Origin of the sequence: Nocardia salmonicida (assembly GCF_036142455.1) — a bacterium.
Lineage (GTDB): Bacteria > Actinomycetota > Actinomycetes > Mycobacteriales > Mycobacteriaceae > Nocardia > Nocardia salmonicida.
The window spans coordinates 186,011-212,486 of record NZ_CP108014.1 but is presented as its reverse complement, the minus strand read 5'-3'; the positions used below and the strand labels follow the sequence as shown (position 1 = coordinate 212,486).

Annotated in this window: 27 protein-coding genes and 2 tRNA genes; 15 read left to right on the top strand and 14 right to left on the bottom strand. The window is 67.5% G+C overall.

From position 1 onward, the window contains the following. Positions 1-161: 161 nt before the first annotated feature. The 4 genes from OHS03_RS01080 to OHS03_RS01065 all read right to left on the bottom strand — a co-directional run bounded on the left by OHS03_RS01080 (position 162) and on the right by OHS03_RS01065 (position 3,690). Positions 162-827 carry an ATP-dependent Clp protease proteolytic subunit gene (locus tag OHS03_RS01080; protein WP_056821519.1) on the bottom strand — a complete coding sequence of 222 codons (666 nt, stop codon included), beginning with the start codon at positions 825-827 and terminating at the stop codon, positions 162-164. Positions 828-873: 46 nt separating this feature from the next. Further along, positions 874-1,449, bottom strand: a complete 576-nt coding sequence (locus OHS03_RS01075; protein ID WP_328660017.1) for an ATP-dependent Clp protease proteolytic subunit — start codon at positions 1,447-1,449, stop codon at positions 874-876. A gap of 167 nt (positions 1,450-1,616) precedes the next feature. Continuing rightward, positions 1,617-2,981 carry a trigger factor gene (tig, locus tag OHS03_RS01070; RefSeq protein WP_056821855.1) on the bottom strand — a complete coding sequence of 455 codons (1,365 nt, stop codon included), beginning with the start codon at positions 2,979-2,981 and terminating at the stop codon, positions 1,617-1,619. Positions 2,982-3,141: 160 nt separating this feature from the next. Further along, entirely contained in the window at positions 3,142-3,690 is a 549-nt protein-coding gene (locus OHS03_RS01065) for an FKBP-type peptidyl-prolyl cis-trans isomerase (protein ID WP_063003510.1), read from the bottom strand. A gap of 164 nt (positions 3,691-3,854) precedes the next feature. Here OHS03_RS01065 and OHS03_RS01060 point away from each other — a divergent pair, with 164 nt between their 5' ends. Both OHS03_RS01060 and OHS03_RS01055 read left to right on the top strand, forming a co-directional pair. Beyond that, the gene (locus OHS03_RS01060) at positions 3,855-6,323 is read left to right on the top strand and encodes a phosphoketolase family protein (RefSeq protein ID WP_328660015.1); all 2,469 of its coding nucleotides are present in this window, start codon (positions 3,855-3,857) and stop codon (positions 6,321-6,323) included. A gap of 44 nt (positions 6,324-6,367) precedes the next feature. Next, positions 6,368-7,168 (top strand): metallophosphoesterase, encoded by an 801-nt coding sequence (locus OHS03_RS01055; RefSeq protein WP_405150201.1) that lies wholly within the window; start codon positions 6,368-6,370, stop codon positions 7,166-7,168. 12 nt (positions 7,169-7,180) lie between these two features. On the opposite strand, the gene OHS03_RS01050 is transcribed toward OHS03_RS01055, so the two are convergent. Beyond that, positions 7,181-7,585 (bottom strand): DUF1801 domain-containing protein, encoded by a 405-nt coding sequence (locus tag OHS03_RS01050; RefSeq protein ID WP_063056022.1) that lies wholly within the window; start codon positions 7,583-7,585, stop codon positions 7,181-7,183. A 193-nt stretch (positions 7,586-7,778) separates the two neighbouring features. Between OHS03_RS01050 and OHS03_RS01045 the strand changes: the two genes are divergently transcribed. Beyond that, complete coding sequence (locus OHS03_RS01045) at positions 7,779-8,138, top strand: hypothetical protein (RefSeq protein WP_328660014.1); 360 nt, start codon at positions 7,779-7,781, stop codon at positions 8,136-8,138. A gap of 7 nt (positions 8,139-8,145) precedes the next feature. Here OHS03_RS01045 and fabG read toward each other — a convergent pair whose 3' ends face one another. The 3 genes from fabG to OHS03_RS01030 form a co-directional block, all read right to left on the bottom strand. Continuing rightward, a complete protein-coding gene (fabG, locus tag OHS03_RS01040) occupies positions 8,146-8,904 on the bottom strand; it encodes a 3-oxoacyl-ACP reductase FabG (protein WP_328660012.1) in 759 nt (252 codons plus the stop codon). Positions 8,905-8,939: 35 nt separating this feature from the next. Next, a tRNA-Pro gene (locus OHS03_RS01035) sits at positions 8,940-9,016 on the bottom strand. 42 nt (positions 9,017-9,058) lie between these two features. Further along, a tRNA-Gly gene (locus OHS03_RS01030) sits at positions 9,059-9,129 on the bottom strand. Between the two features lie 684 nt (positions 9,130-9,813). On the opposite strand from OHS03_RS01030, the gene OHS03_RS01025 reads away from it, so the two are divergent. Continuing rightward, positions 9,814-10,767, top strand: coding sequence for a GGDEF domain-containing protein (locus OHS03_RS01025; RefSeq protein WP_056821857.1), 954 nt, complete (start codon positions 9,814-9,816; stop codon positions 10,765-10,767). Positions 10,768-10,809: 42 nt separating this feature from the next. Here the strand turns inward: OHS03_RS01025 and OHS03_RS01020 are convergent, their stop codons facing one another. Further along, on the bottom strand, positions 10,810-11,616 hold the full coding sequence (locus OHS03_RS01020) for an Fpg/Nei family DNA glycosylase (protein ID WP_328660010.1): 807 nt from the start codon (positions 11,614-11,616) through the stop codon (positions 10,810-10,812). A 4-nt stretch (positions 11,617-11,620) separates the two neighbouring features. Then, on the bottom strand, positions 11,621-12,094 hold the full coding sequence (locus tag OHS03_RS01015; RefSeq protein ID WP_062985232.1) for a ribose-5-phosphate isomerase: 474 nt from the start codon (positions 12,092-12,094) through the stop codon (positions 11,621-11,623). A gap of 36 nt (positions 12,095-12,130) precedes the next feature. Here OHS03_RS01015 and OHS03_RS01010 point away from each other — a divergent pair, with 36 nt between their 5' ends. Continuing rightward, positions 12,131-13,348, top strand: a complete 1,218-nt coding sequence (locus tag OHS03_RS01010; RefSeq protein ID WP_407942446.1) for a M48 family metallopeptidase — start codon at positions 12,131-12,133, stop codon at positions 13,346-13,348. 41 nt (positions 13,349-13,389) lie between these two features. Here the strand turns inward: OHS03_RS01010 and OHS03_RS01005 are convergent, their stop codons facing one another. Next, positions 13,390-14,034, bottom strand: a complete 645-nt coding sequence (locus OHS03_RS01005) for a mycothiol-dependent nitroreductase Rv2466c family protein (RefSeq protein ID WP_328660008.1) — start codon at positions 14,032-14,034, stop codon at positions 13,390-13,392. Between the two features lie 150 nt (positions 14,035-14,184). Here OHS03_RS01005 and OHS03_RS01000 point away from each other — a divergent pair, with 150 nt between their 5' ends. The 5 genes from OHS03_RS01000 to OHS03_RS00980 all read left to right on the top strand — a co-directional run bounded on the left by OHS03_RS01000 (position 14,185) and on the right by OHS03_RS00980 (position 18,095). After that, on the top strand, positions 14,185-15,405 hold the full coding sequence (locus OHS03_RS01000) for an NAD(P)/FAD-dependent oxidoreductase (RefSeq protein WP_328660007.1): 1,221 nt from the start codon (positions 14,185-14,187) through the stop codon (positions 15,403-15,405). 94 nt (positions 15,406-15,499) lie between these two features. Next, entirely contained in the window at positions 15,500-15,898 is a 399-nt protein-coding gene (locus OHS03_RS00995; protein WP_062985225.1) for a YciI family protein, read from the top strand. After that, complete coding sequence (locus OHS03_RS00990) at positions 15,895-17,112, top strand: RNA polymerase sigma factor (RefSeq protein ID WP_328660005.1); 1,218 nt, start codon at positions 15,895-15,897, stop codon at positions 17,110-17,112. The genes OHS03_RS00995 and OHS03_RS00990 overlap by 4 nt, the downstream gene beginning before the upstream one ends. Positions 17,113-17,166: 54 nt before the next feature. Then, the gene (locus tag OHS03_RS00985) at positions 17,167-17,643 is read left to right on the top strand and encodes an NUDIX hydrolase (protein ID WP_056821533.1); all 477 of its coding nucleotides are present in this window, start codon (positions 17,167-17,169) and stop codon (positions 17,641-17,643) included. A 20-nt stretch (positions 17,644-17,663) separates the two neighbouring features. Further along, the gene (locus OHS03_RS00980) at positions 17,664-18,095 is read left to right on the top strand and encodes a nitroreductase family deazaflavin-dependent oxidoreductase (protein WP_328660003.1); all 432 of its coding nucleotides are present in this window, start codon (positions 17,664-17,666) and stop codon (positions 18,093-18,095) included. On the opposite strand, the gene OHS03_RS00975 is transcribed toward OHS03_RS00980, so the two are convergent. Then, a complete protein-coding gene (locus OHS03_RS00975) occupies positions 18,079-19,035 on the bottom strand; it encodes an AraC family transcriptional regulator (RefSeq protein ID WP_328660001.1) in 957 nt (318 codons plus the stop codon). The two genes, OHS03_RS00980 and OHS03_RS00975, sit on opposite strands and share 17 nt — an antisense overlap. A gap of 123 nt (positions 19,036-19,158) precedes the next feature. Here OHS03_RS00975 and OHS03_RS00970 point away from each other — a divergent pair, with 123 nt between their 5' ends. After that, positions 19,159-19,899 (top strand): NAD(P)H oxidoreductase, encoded by a 741-nt coding sequence (locus OHS03_RS00970; protein ID WP_328659999.1) that lies wholly within the window; start codon positions 19,159-19,161, stop codon positions 19,897-19,899. Positions 19,900-19,990: 91 nt separating this feature from the next. Here OHS03_RS00970 and OHS03_RS00965 read toward each other — a convergent pair whose 3' ends face one another. Then, positions 19,991-20,809: an NAD(P)-dependent oxidoreductase gene (locus OHS03_RS00965; RefSeq protein ID WP_328659996.1), complete on the bottom strand. Its 819-nt coding sequence runs from the start codon at positions 20,807-20,809 to the stop codon at positions 19,991-19,993. Between the two features lie 126 nt (positions 20,810-20,935). On the opposite strand from OHS03_RS00965, the gene OHS03_RS00960 reads away from it, so the two are divergent. Then, the gene (locus OHS03_RS00960) at positions 20,936-21,292 is read left to right on the top strand and encodes a winged helix-turn-helix transcriptional regulator (RefSeq protein ID WP_328659994.1); all 357 of its coding nucleotides are present in this window, start codon (positions 20,936-20,938) and stop codon (positions 21,290-21,292) included. A gap of 58 nt (positions 21,293-21,350) precedes the next feature. Here the strand turns inward: OHS03_RS00960 and OHS03_RS00955 are convergent, their stop codons facing one another. Beyond that, the gene (locus OHS03_RS00955) at positions 21,351-22,187 is read right to left on the bottom strand and encodes a phosphoribosylaminoimidazolesuccinocarboxamide synthase (RefSeq protein WP_328659992.1); all 837 of its coding nucleotides are present in this window, start codon (positions 22,185-22,187) and stop codon (positions 21,351-21,353) included. Between the two features lie 185 nt (positions 22,188-22,372). Between OHS03_RS00955 and pepN the strand changes: the two genes are divergently transcribed. The 3 genes from pepN to OHS03_RS00940 all read left to right on the top strand — a co-directional run bounded on the left by pepN (position 22,373) and on the right by OHS03_RS00940 (position 26,365). Beyond that, positions 22,373-24,964: an aminopeptidase N gene (pepN, locus tag OHS03_RS00950; protein ID WP_328659990.1), complete on the top strand. Its 2,592-nt coding sequence runs from the start codon at positions 22,373-22,375 to the stop codon at positions 24,962-24,964. 164 nt (positions 24,965-25,128) lie between these two features. After that, positions 25,129-25,734 (top strand): ClpP family protease, encoded by a 606-nt coding sequence (locus OHS03_RS00945; protein ID WP_056821541.1) that lies wholly within the window; start codon positions 25,129-25,131, stop codon positions 25,732-25,734. Between the two features lie 40 nt (positions 25,735-25,774). Then, entirely contained in the window at positions 25,775-26,365 is a 591-nt protein-coding gene (locus OHS03_RS00940; protein WP_328659988.1) for a ClpP family protease, read from the top strand. The last annotated feature ends 111 nt before the right edge of the window (positions 26,366-26,476 follow it).

The window sequence follows — 26,476 nt, the reverse complement described above, 5'->3', positions numbered from 1 at the left end:
AGAGCAATGGTCCCTGAGTCGACCGTACCTGTTGTGCGCGAATGAGGTCGACAACTCGCGCATGTTTGTCGTGAGTGCTGTGCGGGTCATCACCATTGTGAGCCACCGCGGGTGAAAAAGCCGGGCCCGCCGCCCAGATCAGGACAGCGGGCCCGGGCGTGTCACTTCTGTCCGCTGAGCTTGCGGTAGTCGAAGACCTGATCGATGATGCCGTATTCCTTGGCTTCCTCGGCGGTCAGGATCTTGTCGCGGTCGGTGTCCTTGCGGACCTGCTCCTCGGGCTTGCCGGTGTGGCGCGAGATGGTGACTTCCATCAGGCGACGCATCCGCTCGATCTCGGCCGCGGCGATCTCGAGGTCGGAGACCTGACCCTGCACACCGCCGGAGGACGGCTGGTGGATCAGGATGCGCGCGTTGGGCAGTGCGGCACGCTTGCCGGGAGCGCCTGCGGCCAGCAGCACCGCGGCGGCCGAGGCGGCCTGACCCAGGCAGACGGTGACCACGTCGGGGCGCACGTACTGCATGGTGTCGTAGATCGCCATCAGCGCGGTGAACGAGCCGCCGGGCGAGTTGATGTACATGGTGATGTCGCGGTCGGGGTCCTGGGACTCCAGCACCAGCAGCTGCGCCATGATGTCATTCGCCGAGACGTCGTCGACCTGGTTGCCCAGGAAGATGATGCGCTCCTCGAACAGCTTGTTGTACGGGTCGGAGGTCTTGACGCCGAACGAAGTCTGCTCGGTGAACTGCGGCAGGATGTAGCGCGACTGCGGGTTGGCGGCAGCAGCGCCGCCCAAGCCTGCGCGCGGGTCGATCAGATTGGCCATCTTGGTCTCCAAGCTTGTCTCGAGTGTGATGGGGCGCGGGCCTGCGCTACTTCGCCTGGTTCGCGTGGGCGACCACGTGGTCGATGAAGCCGTATTCCAGGGCTTCCTTCGCCGTGAACCAGCGGTCGCGGTCCGCGTCCTCGGTCACCTGCTCCACCGACTTGCCGGTGTGCAGCGACTGCAGTTCGTTGAGCTCACGCTTGGTGTGGGCGAACTGCTCGGCCATGATCGCGATGTCGGCGGCCGAACCACCGATGCCCGCCGAGGGCTGGTGCATCATGATCCGGGTGTGCGGCAGCGCGAAACGCTTGCCCTTGGTGCCCGCGGTCAGCAGGAACTGCCCCATCGACGCCGCCAGGCCCATGCCATAGGTGGCGATGTCGCACTCGGCGAACTGCATGGTGTCGTAGATCGCCATGCCCGCGGTGACCGAACCACCGGGGGAGTTGATGTAGAGAGCGATGTCCTTGGTCGAGTCCTCGGCCGAGAGCAGCAGGATCTGCGCGCAGATCTTGTTCGCGATGTCGTCGTCCACCTGGCTACCCAGGAAGATGATCCGCTCGCGCAGCAGACGCTCGTACACCGAATCACTGAGGTTGAGACCAGCAGTAGTGGCTGTCATGACCCCTGCCTGGTTGATTGTCACGGATACCTGCCTTCTCTTCTCACCGATTGCTACGGCCATACGAATACGGGTCGTCGTCACAAACACTAACGAAGCAGGGCGGCACCGAACTCCCGGTACCGCCCTTCTTCGCTCACAGCGCAATCAAATCACGCCGCCGAAACCTACTCAGCAGCGGCTTCGTCCAGCTCGATTTCAGCGGAATCCGCAGGGTCACCGAACATTTCGGTGGTGTCGACCACGTTGCCGTCGGAGTCGGTAACCTTCACCTGACCGACAACTCCGGCGAGCGCCTTGCCGCGTCGCACGTCGGCGAAGACCGCGCCGAGCTGGCCGGCCTGCTGCACCTGCTGGATGAACTGCTCCGGCGACATGCCGTAACGCTGTGCCTGGAACAGGATTCGCTCGGTCAGCTCCTGCTGGCCGACCTGGGTGTTCTCGGCCTCGGCGATGGCGTCGAGCAGCAGCTGGGTCTTCACCGACTTCTCGGCGGCTTCCTGGGTGTCCTTGTCGAACTCCTCGCGGGAGGAGCCCTGCGCCTCGAGCGCCTCGGCCAGCTTGGCCTCGTCGTGGTCGAAACCGTGCACGGCGTCGTGGACCACGGCGTCGACCTCGGCCTTGACGACGGCCTCCGGCAGCGGGACCTCGACGGTCTCGAGCAGGGTGTCGAGCACCTTGTCGCGGATCGAACCGGCCTGCTCGACCTTCTTGACGCGCTCGACGCGGCCCTTCAGGTCTTCCTTGAGCTCGTCGATGGTGTCGAACTCACTGGCCAGCTGAGCGAACTCGTCGTCGGCCTCGGGCAGCTCGCGCTCCTTGACCGACTGCACGGTCACGGTGATCACGGCTTCGGAGCCCGCGTGGTCGCCGGCGACCAGGGTGGAGGTGAACTCGGCGGACTCGCCGGCCTTCAGGCCGATGACGGCCTCGTCGAGACCCTCGATCAGCTGACCCGAACCGACCTCGTGCGACAGGCCGGTGGTGGCCGCCTCGGGGACGTCCGCACCGTCGACGGTCGCCGACAGGTCGATCGACACGAAGTCGCCATCGGCCACGGCGCGCTCGACACCGGTGAGGGTGCCGAAGCGCTGACGCAGCGAGGTGAGCTGCTCCTCGATGTCGTCGTCGCCGATGGTGAAGGAATCGACACTCACCTCGATGCCCGAGTAATCGGGCAGGGTGATCTCGGGGCGCACGTCGACTTCGGCGGTGAACGCGAGCTCTTCGCCGTCTTCGATCTTGGTGATCTCGATCTCGGGCTGGCCGATGACCTTGACCTCGGTGGCCTGCACGGCCTCGGCGTAGCGGGCGGGCAGCGCGTCGTTGACGACCTGCTCCAGCACGGCGCCACGGCCGACACGGGTCTCGATCAGCTTGGCCGGAGCCTTGCCGGGACGGAAGCCGGGGATCTTGACCTGCTGCGCCAGCGCCTTGTAGGCCTTGTCGAAGTCGGGCTTCAGCTCCTCGAAGGGCACCTCGACGTTGATCCGGACCCGGGTCGGGCTCAGCTGCTCGACGGTGCTCTTCACGGACATACTCCTTGGTTCGTAGTTCATGGTGGTGTCCCCACAGGGGGCGACGCGCCATAGTCAGGCACGGCTAAGCCAGGTGCGGCGCACAATGCGCATCCCGACCAGGGTAGTTGACCGCCCGCGCGGTCGCGCAATCGGTGTTTGGTTGAGGGTGCCGCTAGCGGCCGACCTGCACGGCGTCGGTCACGAAGACCAACGTCTCGTTCGGCGGTACACCGTTGCCGCCTTCGCCGTAGCCGAGGTTCGGCGGCACGATCAGCAGCCTGCGGGTGCCCTGCTGTACGCCGATCAGGCCCTCGTCCCAGCCCTGGATGACCTGGCCCGCGCCGAGGGTCAGCCCGAACGGCTTGCCGCGCTGGAAGGAGCTGTCGAGTACCTGCTTGTCCGACCAGGTGACCAGCTCGTAGTTCATGGTCAGCGGCTGTCCGGCCGCAGCGCCGGGCCCGTTGCCTGCCACCAGATCCTTGACGATCAGGGTCTTGGGCGGATCGCAGGTCTCGGGGATGGTGATCTTGGGCGCCTCGCCGAAACCGCCGCTGACCTTCACGTCGTCGGCGGTGCATTCGAGACCCGTGCTCGCGGGATTTCCGCCGACCGAGCTCGAGCTCGGCGAGCTGGTCGAATCCGCGTCGGAGCCGCAGGCCGCTGTCGTGATCGCGGCGGCCGCGACGAGTCCGATTCCGATGATCCTGCCGAGAGAATGCATGGCCCGCACAGTAATCGACTGTCGTAGCCGGGGCGGAAACCGGCACGACGGTAGGCTCGGCGGTGCGATTCCCCACCGGGTGTCACCGGTCCTCGATCGGCACCCGTGCATGCACCGCGGCGCGGACGGCGCTGCGAACTCACCGATTTCGAGGAGAGTCCGCGATGACCGGGAACAGCTCGGGCGACACCGCCGCCGACAACCTGGGAGAGGGCCAGGGCGAGACCATCGCTCCCACGCCCTACGTCCTCACCGACGCACCCGGTCCGCTCTCGCGCGAGGAGCTCGTCGCGGTCGACACGTGGTGGCGGGCGTCGAACTATCTCGCGGTCGGCCAGATCTACCTGATGAGCAATCCGCTGCTGCGCACCCCGCTGGTCGCCGAGGACATCAAGCCGCGCCTGCTCGGCCACTTCGGCACCGTGCCCGGCCTGAATCTGGTGTGGGCGCACGCCAACCGGGTGATCCGCGATCGCGGCCTGAACGCGGTATACGTCGCGGGCCCCGGGCACGGCGGGCCCGGGCCCAACGCCTGCGCGTGGCTCGAAGACGCCTACACCGAACTGGAGCCGGATATCCCGCGCGACGTCGACGGTATGCGTAGATTCTTCCACCGGTTCTCCTTCCCCGGCGGCGTGCCGAGTCACTGCGCGCCGGAGACGCCGGGGTCGTTCCACGAGGGCGGTGAGCTCGGCTACAGCCTGCTGCACGCCTTCGGCGCCGCCCTGGACAACCCCGACCTCATCGTGTTCTGCGTGGTCGGCGACGGCGAGGCAGAAACCGGGCCACTCGCGGGCAGCTGGCACGCGAACAAATTCCTCAACGCGGGCCGCGACGGGGCGGTGGTGCCGATCCTCGCGCTCAACGAGTACAAGATCGCCAATCCGACGATCCTCGCCCGCATCCCCGTAGCAGAGCTGGTCGAACTGCTGCGCGGCTACGGCTACGAGCCGCTGATCGTCTCCGGCGACGACCCCGCACCGGTCCACCAGGCGATGGCCGACGCGATGAATACCTGCATGGACCGGATCGCGCAGTTCCAGCGGGCCGCCCGCGAGGACGGTGACACGACACGTCCCCGCTGGCCGATGATCGTGATGCACACCCCGAAGGGCTGGACCTGTCCGCCGGTGGTCGACGGCAAACAGGTCGAGGGCACCTTCCGCGCCCATCAGGTGCCGTTGCCCAACGCGCGCACCGACGCCGAACACCGGCGGGTGCTGGAGTTGTGGCTGCGGTCGTATCGGCCGGAGGAATTGTTCGACCACGACGGCTCGCCGGTGCCCGCCCTGCTGGAACAGGTTCCGGCGCATCCGATGAGCCTCAACCCCGTCGCGAACGGCGGCTCGCTGATTCGCGCTCTCGACCTGCCCGATTGGCGCGGCTACTGCGTAGATGTCGTGGCGCCGGGCGCGGGTCAGCACGAGGCGACCAGGGTGCTCGGCGGCTGGCTGCGCGATGTCACCGCCCGCAATCCGCACAACTTCCTCACCTTCGCTCCCGACGAACTGGCCAGCAACCGGCTCCAGGACATCCTCGAGGTGACCGGGCGCGACTGGCAGGAAGAAGTCGGGCGCTGGGATGTCGATCTCTCGACGGTGGGTCGCGCGGTCGAAGTGCTCTCCGAGCACATGTGCGAGGGCCTGCTGGAGGGTTACCTGCTGACGGGCCGCCACGGCGTCTTCACCTGCTACGAGGCGTTCATCCACATCGTCGACGCCATGTTCAACCAGCACGCCAAATGGCTCGACGCCAGCCTGAAGGTGGGGTGGCGACGCAAGATCCCCAGCCTGAACTACCTGCTCACCTCGCACGTGTGGCGCCAAGACCACAACGGGTTCACCCATCAGGATCCCGGTTTCCTCGACGTGGTGGCGAACAAGAGCCCCGATATCGTGCGCGTGTATCTGCCGCCAGATGCCAATACCCTGCTGTCGACCTACGACCACTGCCTGCGGTCGCTGCACTACGCGAACGTGGTCGTGGCGGGCAAACAGCCAGGGCCGGACTGGCTTTCAGCCGAGGAGGCCGGGCTGCACTGCACGCGCGGTCTCGGGATCTGGGAGTGGGCGTGTCACAACGACGACCTCGGGACCACGCCCGATGTGGTGCTGGGGTGCGCGGGCGACGTGCCGACCCTGGAAGCCCTGGCGGCGGTGGCGATTCTGCGAGATCGACTGCCGGACTTACGCATTCGGTTCGTCAATGTCGTCGACCTGATGCGCATGCTGCCCGCCGACGAACACCCGCACGGCCTGCCCGATGCCGAGTTCGACGCCCTGTTCACCACCGACCGCCCGGTGATCTTCGCCTTCCACGGCTACCCGTGGCTCGTACACCGGCTCACCTACCGCCGCACCAATCACGCCAACCTGCACGTGCGCGGTTACAAGGAGAAGGGCACCACGACCACCCCCTTCGACATGGTGATGCTCAACGATCTGGACCGCTTCCATCTGGTGCTCGATGTGATCGACCGCGTGCCCGGACTGCGTGAGCGGGCGGCGGGTCTGCGCCAGGAGATGGTCGACGCCCGGTTGATCGCGCGCCGCTGGACCCGCGAACAGGGCGCCGACATCCCGGTCGTCGCCGACTGGGTCTGGCCCGACTCGGCGATCCCCACCGCGGGGTAACGCGGTTGCGGCGCGGGCCCGCCCTACACGACGATGGAGGGGATATGACCGAACCCCGCCGCACCGACCTCCTCCCCCGCGACCGCCGCGACCTGACCGGACCGTTCGACGTGATCGGCGACGTCCACGGCTGCCGCAGCGAACTGGAGACCTTGCTCGGCGAACTCGGCTACACCGTGGACCGCGACGACCGCGGCCGTCCGATCGGCGCCTCCCACCCCGACGATCGCACCGTGGTCTTCGTCGGCGATCTCGTCGACCGTGGTCCCGACACCCCGGGCGTGCTGCGCCTGGCGATGGGGATGGTCGCCGCGAAGACCGCCCTGTGTGTCACCGGCAACCACGACCACAAGCTGATGCGCGCCCTCGACGGTCGCAACGTCCGCATCGCGCACGGCCTCGAACAGTCACTGTCCCAGCTGGCGGACGAAGATCTCGAGTTCCGCACCGCCGCACACACTTTCCTGCGCGGCCTGCCGAGCCACTACCTGCTCGATCGCGGCAAGCTCGTCGTCGCCCACGCCGGTCTCCCGGAAAGCCTGCACGGCAGCACCTCCGGCCGAGCCCGCTCCTTCGCCCTCTACGGCGCCCCCACCGGCGAACTGGACGAACACGGCTACCCCATCCGCTACGACTGGGCCCAGGACTATCGAGGCACCCCCACCGTCCTCTACGGCCACACCCCGGTGCCCACCCTCGCCTGGGTCAACAACACCCTCTGCCTCGACACCGGCGCCGTCTTCGGCGGCACCCTCTCCGCCCTGCGCTACCCCGAGCTGACCACGATCTCGGTCCCCGCCGAACAGGTCTGGAGCGAACGCGCGGGCATCACCCCGACTGTGTGACGGGCACGAACCCTAGCCCTCGCCGCGCTCCTTCTTGATCTTGCGCCAGCCACCCGCCCGGTTGTCGGCGATGATCTGCTTCAGCATCGTCGACAGCGCTCGTTCGTTGAGGGCCTGCCCCTCGTACACGGCGACCGTACGAGCGGTTTTGTTGTCGTGACCACCGGTGATGATGTGGTCGGGGTCGGGGACGATCGCGCCGTCGTAGAGGAAGATGTTGACGTGCGTCTTGGCGGCGAGCAGCGCGCAGATATTGCCGTCGAGCACGAAGTAGGGCTGGATTCGACGTTTGACCGTCTCGGTGACGGCCGGGTCGGCGGCGTGGACGAGCTCGCGCACCTGGCGACAGATTCCCTGCTGCCAGACGGGCAGCGCGTCGATGTAGGCGTCGACTCGCGGATCGGCGACATAGGTCATCGCCCGATCCTGACACATCGGATGTCGCTGTCCGACTAGGTCGGACCAGCGGTTTCTCACCAGGCGACAGGTTCGCCGCTCACGCATCGTCGCCGAATCGTCAACGCCGAATCCGGGTGTGACATGCGGATTCGGACCCGGATGGGCCTACCATCAGCAGCGGACGACCCGACTCATCGATGAGGAGAGGTTCATGCGCCATACATTTCTCGCACTGTCCGTACTCGCTCCGCTCATGGTCAGCGGTGTCGCGAGCGCCGATCCAGCACCTGTGGGGACGGGGTCGCTGACGGTGTGGACATTCACCGGCCGGGAGCCGATGCCGGTGAATCGGGCCGATATCGAGGTCACGCCGTGCGATGCGAAGCAGGTGGTCGCCACGCTGGTCAGTGGGGCCGACGGGCGGGCCACGGTGGCGCTGCCGGTGGGCTGCTACGAAGCCGAGGTGGTGACCGTGCCCGGCGGCTGCGGGTTGGCCGTCACGGAGCCGGTCAGGGTCACCGTGGCAGCGGGCACCGAGGCGCGAGCGGACTTCCGGTTCGGCTGCGCCTGAGGCGACCTCAGTCCTTCGGGCCGCCTGCCACGTAGATGACCTGACCCGACACGAAGCCGGCGCCCTCGCTCGCGAAGAACGAGGCGGTGTTGGCGATGTCGTCGGGCGTGCCGACCCGGTTGACCGGGATCTGCGCGGCGGTAGCCGCTTTGAACGCCTCGAACTCGACGCCGACGCGGGCGGCCGTCGCGGCGGTCATCTCGGTTTCGATGAAGCCGGGAGCGATCGCGTTGGCGGTGACGCCGAATTTGCCGAGTTCGAAGGCGAGAGTCTTGGTGAAGCCCTGCATGCCCGCCTTGGCCGCGGAGTAGTTGGCTTGGCCGCGATTGCCGAGCGCCGAGGTGCTCGACAGGTTGACGATGCGGCCGAACTTCGCCTCGACCATGTACTTCTGCACGGCGCGAGTCATCAGGAAGGCGCCGCGCAGGTGCACGTTCATGACGGTGTCCCAGTCGTCGACCGACATCTTGAACAGCAGGTTGTCGCGCAGCACGCCCGCGTTGTTGACCAGCACGGTCGGTGAGCCGAGTTCGGTGGCGATCCGCTCCACCGCGGCGGCGACGGCCCCTTCGTCGGCCACATCGGCACCGACCGCGAGAGCTTCGCCCCCGGCGGACGCGATGGTGGCGACGGTGCCCGCGCAGGCGGCTTCGTCGAGATCGAGCACGGCGACGGCATATCCGTCGGCAGCGAGCTTGACCGCGACCGCGGCGCCGATGCCACGGGCTGCTCCGGTGACGATCGCGACCTTACGTTGCGTGGGCATCCGTCTCCTACAAGCCTGAGCTGGGCGAATGGTGATGGTCGGGGTGACAGGATTTGAACCTGCGACCCTCCGCTCCCAAAGCGGATGCGCTACCAAGCTGCGCTACACCCCGATACCTCACCGGCGAGAGCACCGTCGAGGCAATACATGTTTGAGCGGGTGACGGGAATCGAACCCGCACCATCAGCTTGGAAGGCTGAGGTTCTACCATTGAACTACACCCGCAGGCATACGACATCGATGGGATCGCCACGATGTCGTGTGCGCCACGACTGTACCGAACCCCGCGCGAAAAATGCCAATCCGGCCCCTGCCTGCCCGATTGATGCGCCTCGGCCGCCGGTGTACCCAACTTCTCTGCGATCAATCGCCGCTATGCCCGATTAGGGCCTAATGACCCTAGCCCCGAAACGTCCTCCCGGCGACGATGGATTGGTGCGCCCATGGGGACCGGCGCCTGCTCCACCGGGGGGATTAAATAGGAGAATTATCCTTGAAAACCCGCCACGTGGGCGGCGAGTAGGCCACCATGAGAGTGCGCGTGACGACTACTGCCACATCGTCACAACTCGCACCCCGTGCCAGGAGGGACCCATGGCGACACAACGTCCACCGCCCAGCGGAGGGCATCACGCTGCACGTTTCAGGTTTCCGAAAATTCTTTCGGAAACTGTGTAACGCCGAAGGCTCTGCAGCGATGTCATAGCCGATCGCCATTCGCGAGAGACCAGAGAACCCGTTCCAGAACGTGGATTTTCGGTCTCGGGTGGCTTGCTAGGATCCTTTTTGCCGGACGGGGGTATCTGGAAAGGGGGCGGTGAGCGTGTGCCGAACTCGGTGGACCCAACCGCGTAGCAGTGCGAATGATCGAGGTGGCAAGACCGTCGCCACCTATCGCCGGTGATCTCGATGACCCACATCGAGCCACCGGTCGCCGCGATGGCCCGCGCCTGGGCCCGCGCGGTATGCGCCGAACCGGGCTCTTCCACGGCGCCGCACCAGTTGGAGCCGGTGCTCGTCGACATCGTCGAGCGGCTGTTGCACCTGGCTCGGACCGAACCGTTCCCGGTACCACAGGCGCGCAAGCTCGGCGCGCGGTTGGCCGAGGCGCCTTTCGAACGCACCAGGATGCTGGCCCATGCCAGTCGCTGGCTGCTCGGCTTCCCCTCGGGGGTTCCGGGCTCGCTGGTGGCGACCCGCTGGCCGCTGGTGGCCAGCCAGGCCATCGACAGCTACGCACAGGCACTACAGGAACGCGCTCTGGCGCAACAGGAACAGAACATCTCGGCGAAAGTGTCACTGCGCGTACAGGAGATCGCCGCGCTGCAGCACCGCTTGCGCCACGAGGCGACCCACGACGCACTCACCGATCTCGCGAACCGCACGCTGCTGCAGGAACGGGTACGTGCGTTCGCCGCCGACCCGAGCCGCGGTGTCGGTGTGCTGGTGGTGGACCTCGACCGCTTCAAACAGATCAATGACGGCTACGGACACGCGATCGGCGACGAGGTACTGGTCGAACTGGCCAACCGGCTGCGTGAGGTGTGCCCGCCCGACACGGTGATCTGCCGATACGGCGGCGACGAGTTCGTGGTGGCGGCCAACCCGCGCCGCGACACCCTCGGCGAGCTGGCACACCGTGTGGTCGCGGCACTGCGCGACCCGGTGTGGTCGAGCGCGGGCCCCGTACCGGTTTCGGCCAGCGTGGGCACCGCTTTCTGCCCACCGGGAAAGACGTGCGATTTCACCGACCTGTTGCGTCGCGCAGACCGCGCGATGTACTCGGCGAAGTCGGCGGGCGGGCGGCGTTTCGCGCTCGCTGAATCGGGCGACCCCGAACTGGGAACGGCGGTCGCCGGCTGAGTCGGATCGCGAAGCCTGCACTTCGCGGTCCGGCTCAGCCGATTACTCTGCCGGCTGGCAGGTGGGGCACCAGAACAGGTTTCGGCCGTCCATGACCTTGTGCGCGACGGGGGTCGCGCACACTCGGCACGGTTCGCCCTGGCGGCGGTAGACGTAGGTGCGGGGGCGGTCTTTGGTGTACGACGGTGCGCCGGTGTCGTGTTCGGGGCGGACCACGTGCATGCGGCCGGTGGCGACGCCGATCGGCATGAGCTCGACCAGGTCGGCCCAGAGTGCGTCCCATTCGTCGGCGGTGATCGAGGTACCCGGACGGAACGGTGAGATGCCGTGGCGGAACAGGACTTCCGCGCGGTAGACGTTGCCGACGCCGGCGATCAGGGCCTGATCCATCAGCAACGCGCCGATCGCCCTGCGGGAACGCCGAATTCGCGCGCCCGCGCGTTCGTGGTCGGCGTCGGGACGCAACGGGTCGGCTCCGAGGCGCGCGGTGAGCGCGTCCACTTCGGGCGGCGACAACACTTCACACGCCGTGGGTCCGCGCAGATCGGTACCGAAATTTGTTGCGGCACCGATCATTCGCATCCGCACCTGCCCGACCGGCGCCGCCATCGGCAACTCGACCTCGCTGAAGATGCCGTACAGCCCGAGATGCACATGCACCGTCAGCCCGGACGCGTAGTGATGCAGCAGATGCTTGCCGTAGGCCTCGGCCTGCTCGAACACCTGCCCGTCCACGAGCGCGGCGCCTTCGGTGAACCGCCCCTGCGGACTCGAAACCCGTACCACCCCACCGGAAAACCGCTGCTGATGCAGGTCGGCGATCCGGTGGAGGGTATGTCCTTCTGGCACTACCTCAGTACGCGGGAATCTCGGGAGCGATGCCGGTCTTCTCGTAGTCGGCGAGGATGTCGATGCGACGCTGGTGGCGCGCCTCGTCCGACCAGGCGGCCGCGAGGAACGCGTCGACGATGGCGAGGGCTTCGGCGGTGGAGTGCATGCGGCCGCCGATGCCGATCAGATTGGCGTTGTTGTGTTCGCGGGCCAGCACGGCGGTTTCGACGCTCCAGGCCAGGGCGCAGCGGGCGCCCGCGACCTTGTTGGCGGCGATCTGCTCGCCGTTGCCGCTGCCACCGAAGACCAGGCCGAGCGAGCCCGGGTCGGCGACGGTGCGCCGAGCCGCCTCGATGCAGAAGGCGGGGTAGTCGTCGAGAGCGTCGTATTCGAGGGCGCCGCAGTCGACGACCTCCACTCCGGCCTCCTGCAGATGGGCCTTCACGTGATTCTTCAGTTCGAAACCGGCATGGTCGGCACCCAGGTAAACGCGCATGGCTGCGATTGTCGCAGGCCCGCTTAGAGTCGTTTCATGCACCCGCACGAACCGCATTCCCCGCATTCGGCGGGTTCCCCGCCGGAGCACACGGGCAGCCAGCCCGAGCGAACATCGTCACCGAATTCCGACACCGCGCCGCCGTCGCCGTGGGCACAATCTGATCCACGAACCGGCGGTTTCCCCACGCACGACAGCCCACCGCAGCCGCCGACCGGCTCGTATCCGCCCGTCGCCCCTGGTCAGTACGCTCCGGGCCAGTACGCCCCCGGCTACTACCCGCCGAGCGGTCCGCCCCCGCCACCGCAGCACCGACCGCGCGGACTGATGCCGTGGGATCGCCCCGCCCGGCATCCGTGGGAGATCCCGCTGCTGATCGTGGTCGTCATGATCACCGCGGTCGCGTATCTGCTCGCGCTCCTGCTCATGACGGTCGAACTGTTCACCGATCCCGTCATCGACGAGAAGGGCGTGGAGCAGACCAGTTCCCTCGTCACCAGTCCGTATGTGCTGCTGCTGTTGTTCGCCCCGGTGCTGTTGTGGGCCGGTCGTGGTCTGAACTTCGCGACCCAGCGCGTGAACGGCGTGAAGATGTCGCCCACCCAGTTCCCCGAGGGGTACCGCCTCGTGCAGGAGGCGGCGGCGCGATTCGGGATGCACAAGGCGCCGGACGCCTACGTGATCCTGGGCAACGGCCAGATCAACGCCTTCGCCTCCGGACACGGGTTCCGCCGGTTCGTCGTGGTCTACAGCGACCTGTTCGAGATCGGCGGCGCCGCACGCGAACCGGACGGGCTCGCGTTCATCATCGGCCACGAAGTGGGCCATATCGCCGCGGGCCATGTGTCCTATTGGCGTCAGCTCGGCATGTTCGTCGCACCGTGGTTGCCGGTGCTCGGGTCGTCGCTGATCCGCGCCCAGGAGTACACCGCCGACAATCACGGCTTCTGCTTCCGACCGCACGGCGCGCCCAGCGCGATGGCGACTCTCGCCGCGGGCAAGTACCTCAACAGCGATGTCGGCGTCGACGAGATGGCCGACCGGGCCGCACTCGACAGGGGCGGTTTCATCTGGCTGGTCAATGCCATGGCCAGCCACCCGGTGCTCACCTGGCGGATGTGGGCGCTGCGTGATCGCAGCAAGCCGGGACCGATGTTCTGGCGACCGAGCGCGCCGCACCCCGGCATGATCCCGCCGCAGCGCGGATATCCGCTGAACTCGGCGCCGCCCCCGCTGCCGCCGAAGCCGGTCTGATCGGTCGGGGGTGCGGTGGGCGGCACCCCCGACCCGCAGGATCAGTCGAAGACCGGGTCCTCGGTCCTGGTGCGCTTGAGCTCGAAGAAGTGCGGGTACGAGGCCAGCGCGACCACGCCGTCCCACACCCGGCCCGCGTCCTCACCGCGCGGAATGCGCGAGAGCACCGGCCCGAAGAAGGCGGTCCCGTTGATGTGGATGGTCGGCGTGCCGACATCGGGGCCGACCTTGTCCATGCCCGCGTGATGGCTGGCCCGCAGCGCCTCGTCGTAGTCGGTGCTGTTCGCGGCCTCGGCGAGTTCGGCGGGCAGGTTCAGTTCGGCGAGCGCGTCGGCGACGACCGCGTCGAAGGTCTCCTGCCTCGTCTCGCGCTCGTACTCGGCCTTGCGGTCGTGGATCCGGGTGCCCAACGCGGTGTAGAGCGGCGACAGGATCTCGTCGCCGTACTTCTGACCAGCGGCGGTGACGACCCGAACCGGACCCCACGCGGCGGCCATCAGCTCGACATAACGCTGCGGCAGGTCGTCTTTGCCCTCGTTGAGCACCGCCAGACTCATCACGTGGAAGTGCGCCTCGATATCGCGCACCTTCTCGACTTCCAGGATCCACCGGGAGGTGATCCAGCACCACGGGCACAGCGGGTCGAACCAGAAATCGGCGACATCCTTGGTGGCCTGCTCGCTCACGATGGGTTCCTCTCGGGTCAGCTGTGGTGGGTCGGTCTGCCCCACCGACTGGTGCAACCGCATCGCCGCCGGAATCGTTCCCGTGGGCGAAAACGCGCACTAAGCTCGGGTTGCGAGGAGTCCGGGTCGTCCGCGAGAAGGGGTCCGTTCATGAGCTCGAATCAGCATTTCGTCGTTATCGGTGGAGGTCTGGGCGGAGCGAAGATCGCCGAAGCCCTACGCGCCAACGATTTCGACGGTCGCGTCACTCTGCTGGCCGCCGAAGAAGAACTGCCGTACGAGCGCCCGCCACTGTCCAAACAGCATCTGGCGGGCACCCAGGAACTGCCCGATTTCACCGTCGACACGGCCGCCTGGTACCGCGATCACCACATCGACCTGCGGCTCGGCACCACCGCCACCGCGTTCGATCCGATCGCCAAGACGGTGACGCTGCCCGACGGTTCCACCCTCGACTACGACAAGCTGGCCCTCGCCACCGGCTCGCGAGCCCGCACCCTCGACATTCCCGGCGCCGACGCCCCGAATGTCTACACACTGCGCACCATCGGCGATTCGAACGCGCTGCTCGAGATCCTGCGCACGGATCGGCGCCTCGTCATCATCGGGGCCGGATGGATCGGACTCGAGGTCGCCGCGCAGGCCCGCGCCAAGGGCGTCGAGGTGACGGTGATCGAAACGGCCGAGCTGCCGCTGGTCGGTGTGCTCGGTCCGGAGATGGGCAGGTTCTATGCCGATCTGCATCGCGCGCACGGCGTCGACCTACACGTGCACACCTCCGTCGACGAGATCCTGACCGACGACGGTGAGGCGACGGGCGTGCGGCTCGGCGACGGCACTGTGGTGCCCGCGCAGGCGGTACTGGTCGCGGTGGGGGCTCAGCCCAATATCGAGACCGCGACCGCGGCCGGACTGGCGAGCGACGGCGGCGTGCTCGTGAACGCCGCGCTGTGCACCAGCAACCCCGATGTGGTCGCGGTGGGCGATATCGCCGAACAGGAGCATCCGCTGTTGCACCGGCCGGTCCGCGTCGAGCACTGGGCGACCGCGCTGAACCAGCCCGCCGTCGCCGCGCAGACGATGCTGGGCAAAGCCGCTGTCTACGACCGGCTGCCCTACTTCTTCAGCGATCAGTACGACGTCGGGATGGAGTACTCCGGCTACGTCGGGCGCGGCGACGATGTGCGGGTGGTGGTGCGCGGCGATCTGGACGAGCGCGAGTTCGTCGCATTCTGGCTCGACGCGCAGAACAGGGTGCGCGCGGGGATGAACGTCAACGTCTGGGACGTGACCGACCGGATCAAGGAGTTGATCGGATCGGCGCAACCCGTCGATCCCGACCGGCTGGCGGACACTAACATTCCCCTGTGATCCAGTTCACAGAGACAAGAGTGTCGAAGACCGCGGATCAGCTCCGACCAACAGTCGAACGCGCCACATGGGCGCACCGAACAGGAGCCGAACCATGAAATTCATGCTGGTCAAGACCTATTCCGAGGCTGCCTACTGCGACATCGCGCTGCCGGATTGGGCACCCGAGGACATCGCCGCCCACATCGACTTCCAGCGGGCACTGGGCGAACAGCTCGCCGCCGCGGGTGAACTCGTCGACGCGCAGGGCCTGGCCGCACCGGATCAGGCGATGATCGTGTGCTCCGACGGCCGCTCGGCGCCGGTCGTGACCGACGGGCCTTTCCCGGAGACCAAGGAGTTCCTCGCCGGTTTCTGGGTGGTCGATGTCGACTCGGTCGAGCGCGCGGTCGAGATCGCCGCGCAGGCTTCCGCGGCGCCCGGCCCCGGCGGCAAGCCGATCGGTGAATACATCGAGGTGCGTCAGATCATGAGCGCGCCCGACGTCGCGTGACCGAGACCCTGCCGCGCATCGAGGACCTGCTGCGTGAACTCTCGCCGCAGGTCCTCGGCGTCTTGGTCCGCCGCTTCGGCGATTTCGACCTCGCCGAGGACTCGGTGCAGGATGCGCTGCTGGCGGCGGCGACCCAGTGGGATCGCGACGGGCTTCCGGACAATCCACGTGGCTGGCTGATCCAGGTCGCGCAGCGGCGGATGGCCGATGCCGTGCGGGCCGAGGTGGCGCGGCGACGCAGGGAGACAACGGTTTTCGTGCGCGATGTGCCCGTCGACGCGATCGAGCGGGACGACACCCTCGACATGTACTTCCTGTGCTGTCACCCCGACCTGCCGCCCGCCGGTGCTGTCGCGCTCACCTTGCGCGCGGTCGGCGGGTTGAGCACCGCCGAGATCGCCACCGCCTTCCTGGTACCGGAATCGACTATGGCGCAGAGGATCTCGCGGGCGAAGAAGCGCTTGGCCGAATCCGACCGACCGTTCGCCGACGGCGCGCACGACAGCACTCGGGTCGGTGCGGTGCTGCAGGTGCTGTACGTGATCTTCACCGAGGGCCACACCAGCAGTTCGGGTGCGGGATTGCGGCGCGGCGATCTGTCGGCCGAGGCGATCCGGCTGACCCGCGCGTTGTGCCGACTCCTGCCCGACAACACCGAGGTCACCGGCCTGCTCGCGCTGATGCTGCTCACCGACGCCCGCCGGGCCGCCCGCTCCGGACCGCACGGCGAACTGATCCCGCTCACCGAACAGGACCGCTCCCGCTGGGACCGCCCGCAGATCACCGAGGGCTTGCGGCTGCTCACCGCGACCATGCCCGCCGGGCTGACCGGGCTGTACCAGATGCAGGCCGCCGTCGCGGGTCTGCACGCCGAAGCCCGCCGCCCCGAAGACACCGACTGGGCACGAATCCTGCAGCTCTACACCATGATCGAGCGCTCGACCCCCAACCCGATGATCACCCTGAACCGGGCCGTCGCCACCGCGATGGTGCACGGTCCGGCCGCGGGGCTGACGGTAGCCGACAGCGTCGCCGAACCGCTGTCCCGCTCACACCGCCTCGCGGCCGTCCGTGGACACCTCCAGGAGATGGCCGGCGATCACGTTGCGGCTGTCGCCGAATATCGCCGCGCCGCACAGCAAACAGCGAGCGTGCCCGAACGCGACTACCTGCTGCTGCGTGCCGCCCGCCTGCGCGTCGGCGACGCGAAGTGACACCGGGCGATCGAGCGGCACGGCGCACGGCAGGCACCTGGCAGACTCGTTCGGATGACGGACGTTTTCAGCGCGGGCGTACTGGTGTACCGCCGGGGCGAGGCCGGGATCGAAGTGCTGCTCGGGCACATGGGCGGGCCGCTGTGGGCGAAGAAGGACGCGTCGGCGTGGTCGATTCCCAAGGGCGAGTACGTGGCCGAGGAGGAGTCCGCGCGCGATGCCGCCCGGCGCGAGTTCACCGAGGAGCTCGGGCTGCCGGTGCCGGAGGGCGAATGGATCGGCCTCGGCGAGGTGAGTTATCGCAGCGGAGCCAAGCGCAAGTACCTCACCGTGTGGGCGGTCGAGGGCGAGCTCGACCCGGCCGAGGTCGTGCCGGGAACCTTCGAGATGGAGTGGCCGCCGAGGTCGGGCCGGGTCGCGGAATTCCCCGAGATCGACCGAGCGGACTGGTTCGACCCCACCACCGCGGCGGAAAAACTCGGCAAGGGCCAGCGGCCCTTCCTCACCCGACTCGTCGATCAGCTGGACTGAGGTCGGAGTAGATTTCGACTATGCCCACTGACCTGCAGCTGAAGATCACGAACAGAGTTCACCGCGCGCTGCTCACGCTGAGCGGCGGCTGCCTCGGCAACTCGTTCTTCGGGATGCCGTCACTGCAACTCACCACGATCGGCCGCAAATCCGGGGAACCGCGCAAAGTCATGCTGACCGCGCCGATCATCGACGGCGACATGATCGTGATCGTCGCCTCGCGCGCCGGAGATCCCACCCACCCGGCCTGGTTCCTGAACCTACGCGACAATCCGAACGTCGAGGTGTCGTTGCGCAACGGCCCCGAGCAACCGATGACAGCCCGCGTAGCCACCCCCGACGAACGCGCGGCATTGTGGCCGCGAGTCACCTCGTCCTACCATGGATACGCCGACTACCAGACCAAAACCACCCGCGAGATCCCCCTGGTCCTGCTCACGCCGAGGAGCTGAGCCCGACCCGGAACTCGGTCGGGCTGGTGCCGCGCAACCGCTTGAACGCCGCGCTGAAACCGAAGGCATCGGAATAGCCGACGGTCGTGGCCACCTGTGCGACGCTGCGCGCGGGATCGGCGAGTAGTTCCTCGGCCTCGGCCATGCGCCATTCCGTGAGGTAGGCCAGCGGGGGTTCGCCCATCACCTCGGTGAACCGCCGGGCGAACAGGGCGCGCGAGACCGCCGCCTCGGTGGCCAGGCTCGCCACGGTCCAGCGGTCGAACGGTCTGTCGTGGATGGCCGACAGCGCCGGGCCGACCACCGGATCCGACATTCCCCGATACCAGGCCGGGGCGCAGTGCTGCTGTTCGGCGAGCCAACTGCGCAGTGTGCAGACCAATGCCCAGTCCAGCAGCCGGTCCATCAGCGCCTGCGAGCCCGCGCTCAGCCGGACGGCATCAGCGGCGGATTGCTCCAGCCACAGGCATGTTTCGGCGTCTTCGTGGACCACCATCACCTGCGGTAGCGCCCGTAACAGGCGTTCGTGGCGGCGACCGGCTGCCCGGTATGCGCCGACGAGAAGCGAAGTCTCTTCGGGCGCTCCGGTTGTCGACGGCATCACGATCAGTTCCGGTGTCGCGCAACTGATATCGGCGGGACCGAAGCCGTCGGGCACGAAACAGGACAGCTCGTAGCGTATGTGCGGTCGATCGAGCGCGGCGGCGGTGTCGGCCAGGTGGAACGGTTCACCCGCCTGCACCAGCGCGGTGTCGCCGGCCACCAGGCAACTCCGTGACCCGTCGGGGAGAACCAGCGTGCCGCCGCCGCGCAGCACCGTCACCATGATCAGCGGGGCGCGGTCGGCGAAGCGAATCGTCCACGGCGGGCGCAGCACGGTATGGGCCACGATCGACCCCTCGGCACGAATGCCACTCAGCAATGAACTCAAGGGATCCACGCCACCAGCGTAGACGAATTCCTATCGAGTGGAGATGATCACCCATAGATCGTCCACATGATTCGCGGTTGACTCATTGGACCGGGCCGACCAGCCCGCACCACGATCGAACAGGAGCTCCCCGTGCCGCAGTCTGTCGCCACTACGACTGAAACCGCCGAACTCGTCACCCCCGGATCGAGCGTCGCCGATTCCGTCACCCCGGGCGCGACAGCGCTCGTGGTGCTCGGTCACCACCGCTCCGACTCGCTGTCGGCCCATGTCGCCGACCGCGCCGTCGGCCGTCTCACCGCCGCCGGGTACACGGTGGACTTCCTCGATCTGCATGCCGAGAATTTCGACCCGAGGATGACCGTGGCCGACCAGCCCGAGTGGGGCAATCGCGACAAGGTCTACTCCCCCACCGCCGAGGCGCACATGCGGCGACTGCTGGCCGCCGACGTCGTGGTCGTCGTGTTCCCGATCTACTGGCAGAGTGTGCCCGCCCTGCTCAAGGGCTGGATCGATGCCGTCTGGAACTACGGTTTCGCCTACGGTCGCAGCAAACCGCGACTGGCGGGCAAGCGCATCCTGTGGCTCGGATTGGCCGGCGCGACAGCCGACGACGCGATCGTCCCCGGCATGCAGCAGTTGCTGGAAGCCCAGCTCAACGAGGGCTTGGCCTACTACAGCGGTTTCGCGGATTCCCGGGTCGGCCTGCTTCCCGACGCCGAGGAGCAGCCCCAAAGTCTCGACGCCGAGGGCAATCTCGTGATCGGCGAGGCGATCAGCGGAGACGCGCGGACCACCCACTACGCCGCCTTCGACGCCAAGGCCGATGGCTTCGTCGACGCGTTGCTCAGCGCGAGTCGCGTCGCCGCCTGAACCGACCGTTCGGCCGACCGGGAACCCGCTCCGGTCGACCGAACACGGCGGGGCCCGACCTGCCCGGCGCGAGTCTCGGCAGCGGCTCAGCTCAGAGCCCGGTGAGCGTGCGGCGCAGCACGCCGTAAAGCTCTGTGGGCGTGCCGGATTCGACCGCAGCCCGGTCGATCAGATCGAGGGCGGCGGCGGTGAACTCGTCGCTCTGGACCTGGACGAAGTCGGCGGGGGTGTCGATGCCGGGCGCCTGCGCGGCGAGCATCGCGGCCATGGCGTGCAGGAACGGCGTCATCAACTCGGCCAGGCGCGCCGCGGAGCCGCCGGTGGTACGGACCATCGCACCGCCCTGTCCGAACGCGGCGAACATGGCGTACATGCCGCCGAGGATCGACACGTCGTACATCGCCGCGGCGCCGAGATCGTCGCCGACGAACTCGGCACGGCCGAACAGTTCCAGCACCGATCGGTAGCGCTCGACTGTCGCGGTCGCGCCGCTGTAGAGCACGAAGGCGCCGGGCTCGCCGATCATCGCGGGCACCGCCATGATGCCGCCGTCGACCAACTCGATTCCGTGGGCTTCGGCCCACGCGCCCAGCGACCGTGCCTGCTCGGGCGTGGTGGTCGTCAGGTTCACCACCGTGTGCCCTCGCAACCGGTCGACAGCGGGCTCGAGGTGCTCGCGTACCGCGGCATCGTCGAGCACACACAGGATCACCAGGTCGGCCGCGGCCATCGCCTCGGCAGAACTCGCCGCCACCTTCGCGCCGTCGGCCACCAGCGCTTCGGCACGTGCCGGGGTGCGGTTCCAGACCGTCACTTCATGGCCGCCCGCCAGCAGCGCCTTGGCAAGCGCGGTGCCCATCGCACCGAGGCCGATCAACGAAACATGTTGTGCTGCTGTCGAATCAGTCACGATTCCCCTTGTTCCAGAGCCTTTCACCGCCGATCGGCAGCGCCCGCCTAGATTCGTGGGTTACGGTGGACTCCACAAGTACCGACTATCAAGTGCAATACTCACCAAAAAGTAAGTGAGGCGAGCATGAAGCAGCGAGAGCGCCCGTATTCCTGCGGTATCGATGCCGCGCTCGACGTAGTCGGCGGCAAGTGGAAAGCGCTGATCCTGTGGGCCCTGTCCACCGGCACTCAACGCTTCGGCGACCTGAAACGCCTGGTCCCAGGCGTGACAGAGAAGATGCTGATCCAGCAGCTGCGCGAACTCGAGCACGACGGCATCGTCAACCGCGAGGTCTACGCGCAGGTACCCCCGAAGGTCGAGTACTCGCTCACCGAACGCGGACTCTCACTCAACGGCGCACTGTCCACCCTCGGCGCCTGGGGCAACGAGAACATGGTGCATATCTGCGCAGTCAAGGGCGTAGACGCACCCGTGCACTGACGCGACATCCCGGTCAGAAGTGGTGCGGCGCCGCAACATCGACCGGCGCCGCCTCGGGTCAAGCCTGGATCCCGGTCCATTTCTGGCCGGTGATGCGCTCGTAAGCCTCTTCGTACTTGCGGCGAGTGCCTTCGACGACCTCGGCGGGGATCTCCGGGCCCGGGTATTCCTTGTTCCAGCCGGTGGAGGTCGACCAGTCGCGCACGAACTGCTTGTCGAAGGAGCTCTGGGCGCGGCCCGGCTCCCACTCGTCAGCGGGCCAGAAGCGCGAGGAGTCCGAGGTCAGCACCTCGTCTCCGAGGGTGAGCACATCACCGTCCCAGCCGAATTCGACTTTCGTATCGGCGACGATCACGCCCGCCTTCGCCGCGTGCTCGGCCCCGCGCGAGTAGATCTCGAGGGTCAGATCGCGCAGCTTCTCGGCGACCTCACGGCCCTCCTGGTTCACCACATCGGCGAAGCTGATCGCCTCGTCGTGCCCCTCGGACGCCTTGGTCGACGGCGTGAAGATCGGCTCGGGCAGCTTGTCGCCGTCGCACAGACCCGCGGGCAGCGCGATCCCCGACACCGTCCCCGACCGCTCGTACTCCTTGAGCCCCGACCCGGTCAGGTATCCGCGCGCGATGCACTCGACAGCCAGCATCTTCAGTGGCTTCACCCGAATCCCACGCCCCGCGAACTCCGCGGGCACATCGGTCGCCGAGATCACGTGATTCGGAATCCCGGTGAAGTACTCGAACCACCAGTTCGACAGCTGCGTCAGCAACGCGCCCTTGTCCGGAATCGGCGTCGGCAGCACCACGTCGTAGACCGACACCCGGTCCGACGCGACGAGCAGCAGGGTGTCGCCGTCCTCGTAGAGGTCGCGAACTTTCCCGGCGTGCACATGCTTCAACGTCGAGCCTCCGAATCTCCGGTGCGGTACCTGCGGGTTTCCCCGAACTCTACCGGCCCACCTGTTGCCGCTCTCAGGCCTACCCGGCCCACCCGTCGCCGGAAACTCGTGAGCGGGGGTGGACCGCAAGTGGCATTGTGGACGCCGAACTACCGTGCCGTGTTCGTCGACGACGAAGGAGATCAATGTCCGCCCCGAATCTCACCCGCGACCAGGCGGTCGAACGCGCGGCCGTGGTGGCCGTGCAGAACTATCGGATCGAACTCGACCTCACCGATCAGCCGCGCGGAGCGGGGTCCGAGGTGTCGGACACCTTCGGATCGAAGACCACTGTCAGCTTCACCGCCACCCCTGGCGCGAGCACCTACATCGATCTGGTGGCGCAGCGAGTGCGGTCGGCGGCGCTCAACGGGGTCGCGCTCGACGTGAGCGCCTATGACGAGTCGACCGGCATCGCGTTGCCGGGACTGGCCGAGAACAACGAGCTGGTCGTCGAGGCCGATTGCGAGTACTCGCACACCGGTGAGGGCCTGCACCGGTTCGTCGATCCGACCGACGACAAGGTGTACCTGTACTCGCAGTTCGAGACCGCTGACGCCAAGCGGATGTTCGCCTGCTTCGATCAGCCCGATCTCAAGGCCACCTTCGACATCGTCGCCACCGCGCCCGCGGACTGGGCCGTCATCTCCAACGGCGCCGATATCGAGCAGCACGAGATCGGCGCGGTCGTGCGCCACGCCTTCGCCACCACCCCGCGGATGAGCACCTACCTGGTCGCCCTGATCGCGGGCCCGTACGCGAAGTGGTCCGACACCTTCACCGACGCGAGCGGCGAGATCCCGCTCGGCCTGTACTGCCGCGCCTCGCTGGCCGACCACATGGACGCCGAGCGGCTGTTCACCGAGACCAAGCAGGGTTTCGAGTTCTACCACAACAACTTCGGCGTGCCGTATGCCTTCGGCAAGTACGACCAGCTGTTCGTGCCGGAGTTCAACGCGGGCGCGATGGAGAACGCGGGCGCCGTCACCTACCTCGAGGACTACGTGTTCCGGTCCAAGGTGACCCGCGCGTCCTACGAGCGTCGTGCCGAGACCGTGCTGCACGAGATGGCGCACATGTGGTTCGGCGATCTGGTCACCATGAAGTGGTGGGACGACCTGTGGCTGAACGAGTCGTTCGCGACCTTCGCCTCGGTGCTGTGCCAGGCCGAGGCCACCGAATACACCAGCGCCTGGACCACTTTCGCGAATGTGGAGAAGTCCTGGGCCTACCGCCAGGACCAGCTGCCCTCGACCCACCCGATCGCCGCCGACATCCCCGACCTGCACGCGGTGGAGGTGAACTTCGACGGCATCACCTATGCCAAGGGCGCTTCGGTGCTCAAGCAGCTGGTCGCCTACGTGGGGCTGCAGCCGTTCCTGGCCGGTCTGCGCGACTACTTCGCCGACCATGCCTACGGCAACGCCACTTTCGACGATCTGCTCGCGGCGCTGGAGAAGGCGTCGGGGCGTGACCTGTCGGACTGGGGCACGCAGTGGCTCAAGACCACCGGGCTCAACATCCTTCGCCCCGATTTCGCCGTCGCGGCCGATGGCACGTTCTCGAGCTTCGCGGTCGTGCAGGAAGGCGCCGCGCCGGGCGCGGGCGAGTACCGCGTGCACCGGATCGCCGTGGGTATCTACGACGATGTCGACGGCAAGCTGGTGCGTACCAAGCGAGTCGAACTCGATCTCGACGCCGCCGGGCGCACCGAGGTGCCCGAGCTCGTCGGCGTGCCGCGCGGTGCGCTGGTGCTGGTCAACGACGACGACCTCACCTACTGCTCGCTACGTCTCGACCCCGACTCGCTCGACGTGGTCGTGCAGCGCGTCGGTGACATCGACGATTCGCTGCCGCGCACGCTGGCTTGGTCGGCGGCCTGGGAGATGACCCGTCAGGCCGAGATGAAGGCCCGCGATTTCGTCGCGCTCGTGCAGCGCGGAATCGGCTCCGAATCCGAGATCGGAGTGGTGCAGCGGCTGCTCATGCAGGCCAACACCGCCATCTCGAGCTACGCCGACCCGGCATGGGCCGACGAGGAGGGCTGGGCGGCATACGCCGACCGGCTGCTCGAGCTGGCCCGCGACGCCGAGGCGGGTTCGGATCATCAGCTCGCCTTCGTCAACGCGTTGACCGGGGCGAAGCTGGAAACGCGCCACACCGAGGTGCTGGCGCAGCTGCTCGACGCCGACCCGGCGGCGGCCGGTCTGCCCGGTCTCACCGTCGACACCGACCTGCGCTGGCGCGTCATCACCGCGCTGGCCGCGGCGGGTCGGATCGACGCGGACGGTCCGGCCTCCCCGACCATCGACGCCGAACTGCAGGGCGATCCGACCGCGGCGGGCAAGCGTCAGGCGGCCACCGCGGCCACCGCGCGCCCGATCGCCGAGGTCAAGGCACAGGCGTGGGACACGGTGCTGGGCGACGACTCGGTGCCCAATATCACCGCCCGCGCCATCGTCGGCGGGTTCGCCCCCGCCGGTCAGGGTGAGGTGCTCGCGCCGTACGTGGACAAGTACTTCGCCGAGATCCCCGCGGTGTGGGACCGCCGCTCGAGCGAGGTCGCGCAGACCGTCGTGATCGGCCTGTACCCGCACTGGGCGATCACCGAGGAAGCGGTTACCAAGGCCGACGAGTTCCTGGCAGGCGACCACCCGCCCGCCCTGTATCGCCTCGTCTCCGAGGGCCGCGCGGGCATCGAACGTTCCCTGCGCGCACGGGAATTCGACGCCAAGTAGTTCGACCGAAGGGCCCGGTGCGCGATGTCGCCGCACCGGGCCCTTGCCCTGTCCGGAGCCTTCCCGAGAACCGCGCGTGCGCTGGACGATCTTGCTGCTGTGAGCAGATCTGCTGGGGGCAGCAACGGCGGCGCGCGGGGGTGTGCGCGAGGCACCGTGGACTCATGGCACACGACGACAAGACCCCGATGTTCAGCTGGCGAGCCCGCGAACAACTGTTCGGCCGTCGAATCCTCGTCCTCGACGGCCCTCTCGATGACGACAACGGCACCCTGCTCATCACCCAATTGCTCACCCTCGCAGCACAATCCCCGGAGGCTGGAATATCGCTGTGGATCCACTCCCCCGGCGGTTCGGTGCCCTCGATGCTGGCGATCCGTGACGTGATGCGGCTCGTTCCCTGCGAGGTCTCGACGCTGGCTCTCGGATTGGCATGCAGCGCAGGACAATTCCTGCTCTCCTCCGGCACGCCGGGTAAGCGCTACGCCCTGCCCCACGCCCGCGTCCTCATGCACCAGGGGTCGGCGGGAATCGGCGGCAGCGCGGTGGAGGTGGAGGTGCAGGCCGACGATCTGCGCCACACCGTCGACACGGTGCTCGGCCTCATCGCCGCCGACACCGGCCAACCCTTCGACCGCATCTACGAGGACTCGCTGCACGACCGCTGGTTCACCGCGCCCCAGGCACTCGAGTACGGGTTCATCGACCACATCGTCGAATCCTTCGACCAGGTCGTCCCGAACCGGCATCGCATCGGAATCACCGCATGAGCGCCGGTCCCCGAAACACCATCGTCAGGAAGGCGAGCTCATGACCTACACGATTCCCAATGTCGTGTCGCAGCATCGCGGCGGCGGTGAGCGGATCACCGACATCTACTCGCATCTGCTCAGCGAACGCATCGTCTACCTGGGCACGCCCATCGACTCCGGCGTCGCCAACGCGCTCATCGCCCAGCTGCTGCACCTGGAATCCGACAGCCCCGGCCAGGCGATCAGCCTCTACATCAACTGCGAAGGCGGCGACCTGTCCGCCATGCTCGCCGTGTACGACACCATGCGATTCATCAAGGCGCCGGTGCACACCACCTGCGTCGGCCAGGCGATCGCCGTCGGTGCCGTCCTGCTCGCCGGCGGCGCGCCCGGCCACCGCGCGATGCTGCCGCACACTCGAATCGTGTTGCACCAACCGGCGACTCGCGGCCAGGGCACCATTCCCGACCTGATTCTGCAGGCCGACGAGATCGTCCGGATGCGCGCGGCGATCGAGGCGATCCTGTCCAAGCACACCGGCCAGACCCCGGAAACCCTGCGCCGCGATACCGACCGCGACCGGGTGTTCACCGCAGCGACCGCGCTCGAATATGGACTGGTCGACCAGGTCCTGCACGAGCGGGAATGATCCTGCCCGGGACACGCTGGACTGTCACCTACCCTTAGGTCCGACCCGGTGACAGTCCAGCGTGACAGTTCCGGTTCGAGCACCAGACACCCGAGACGTGTTCACCTGCCG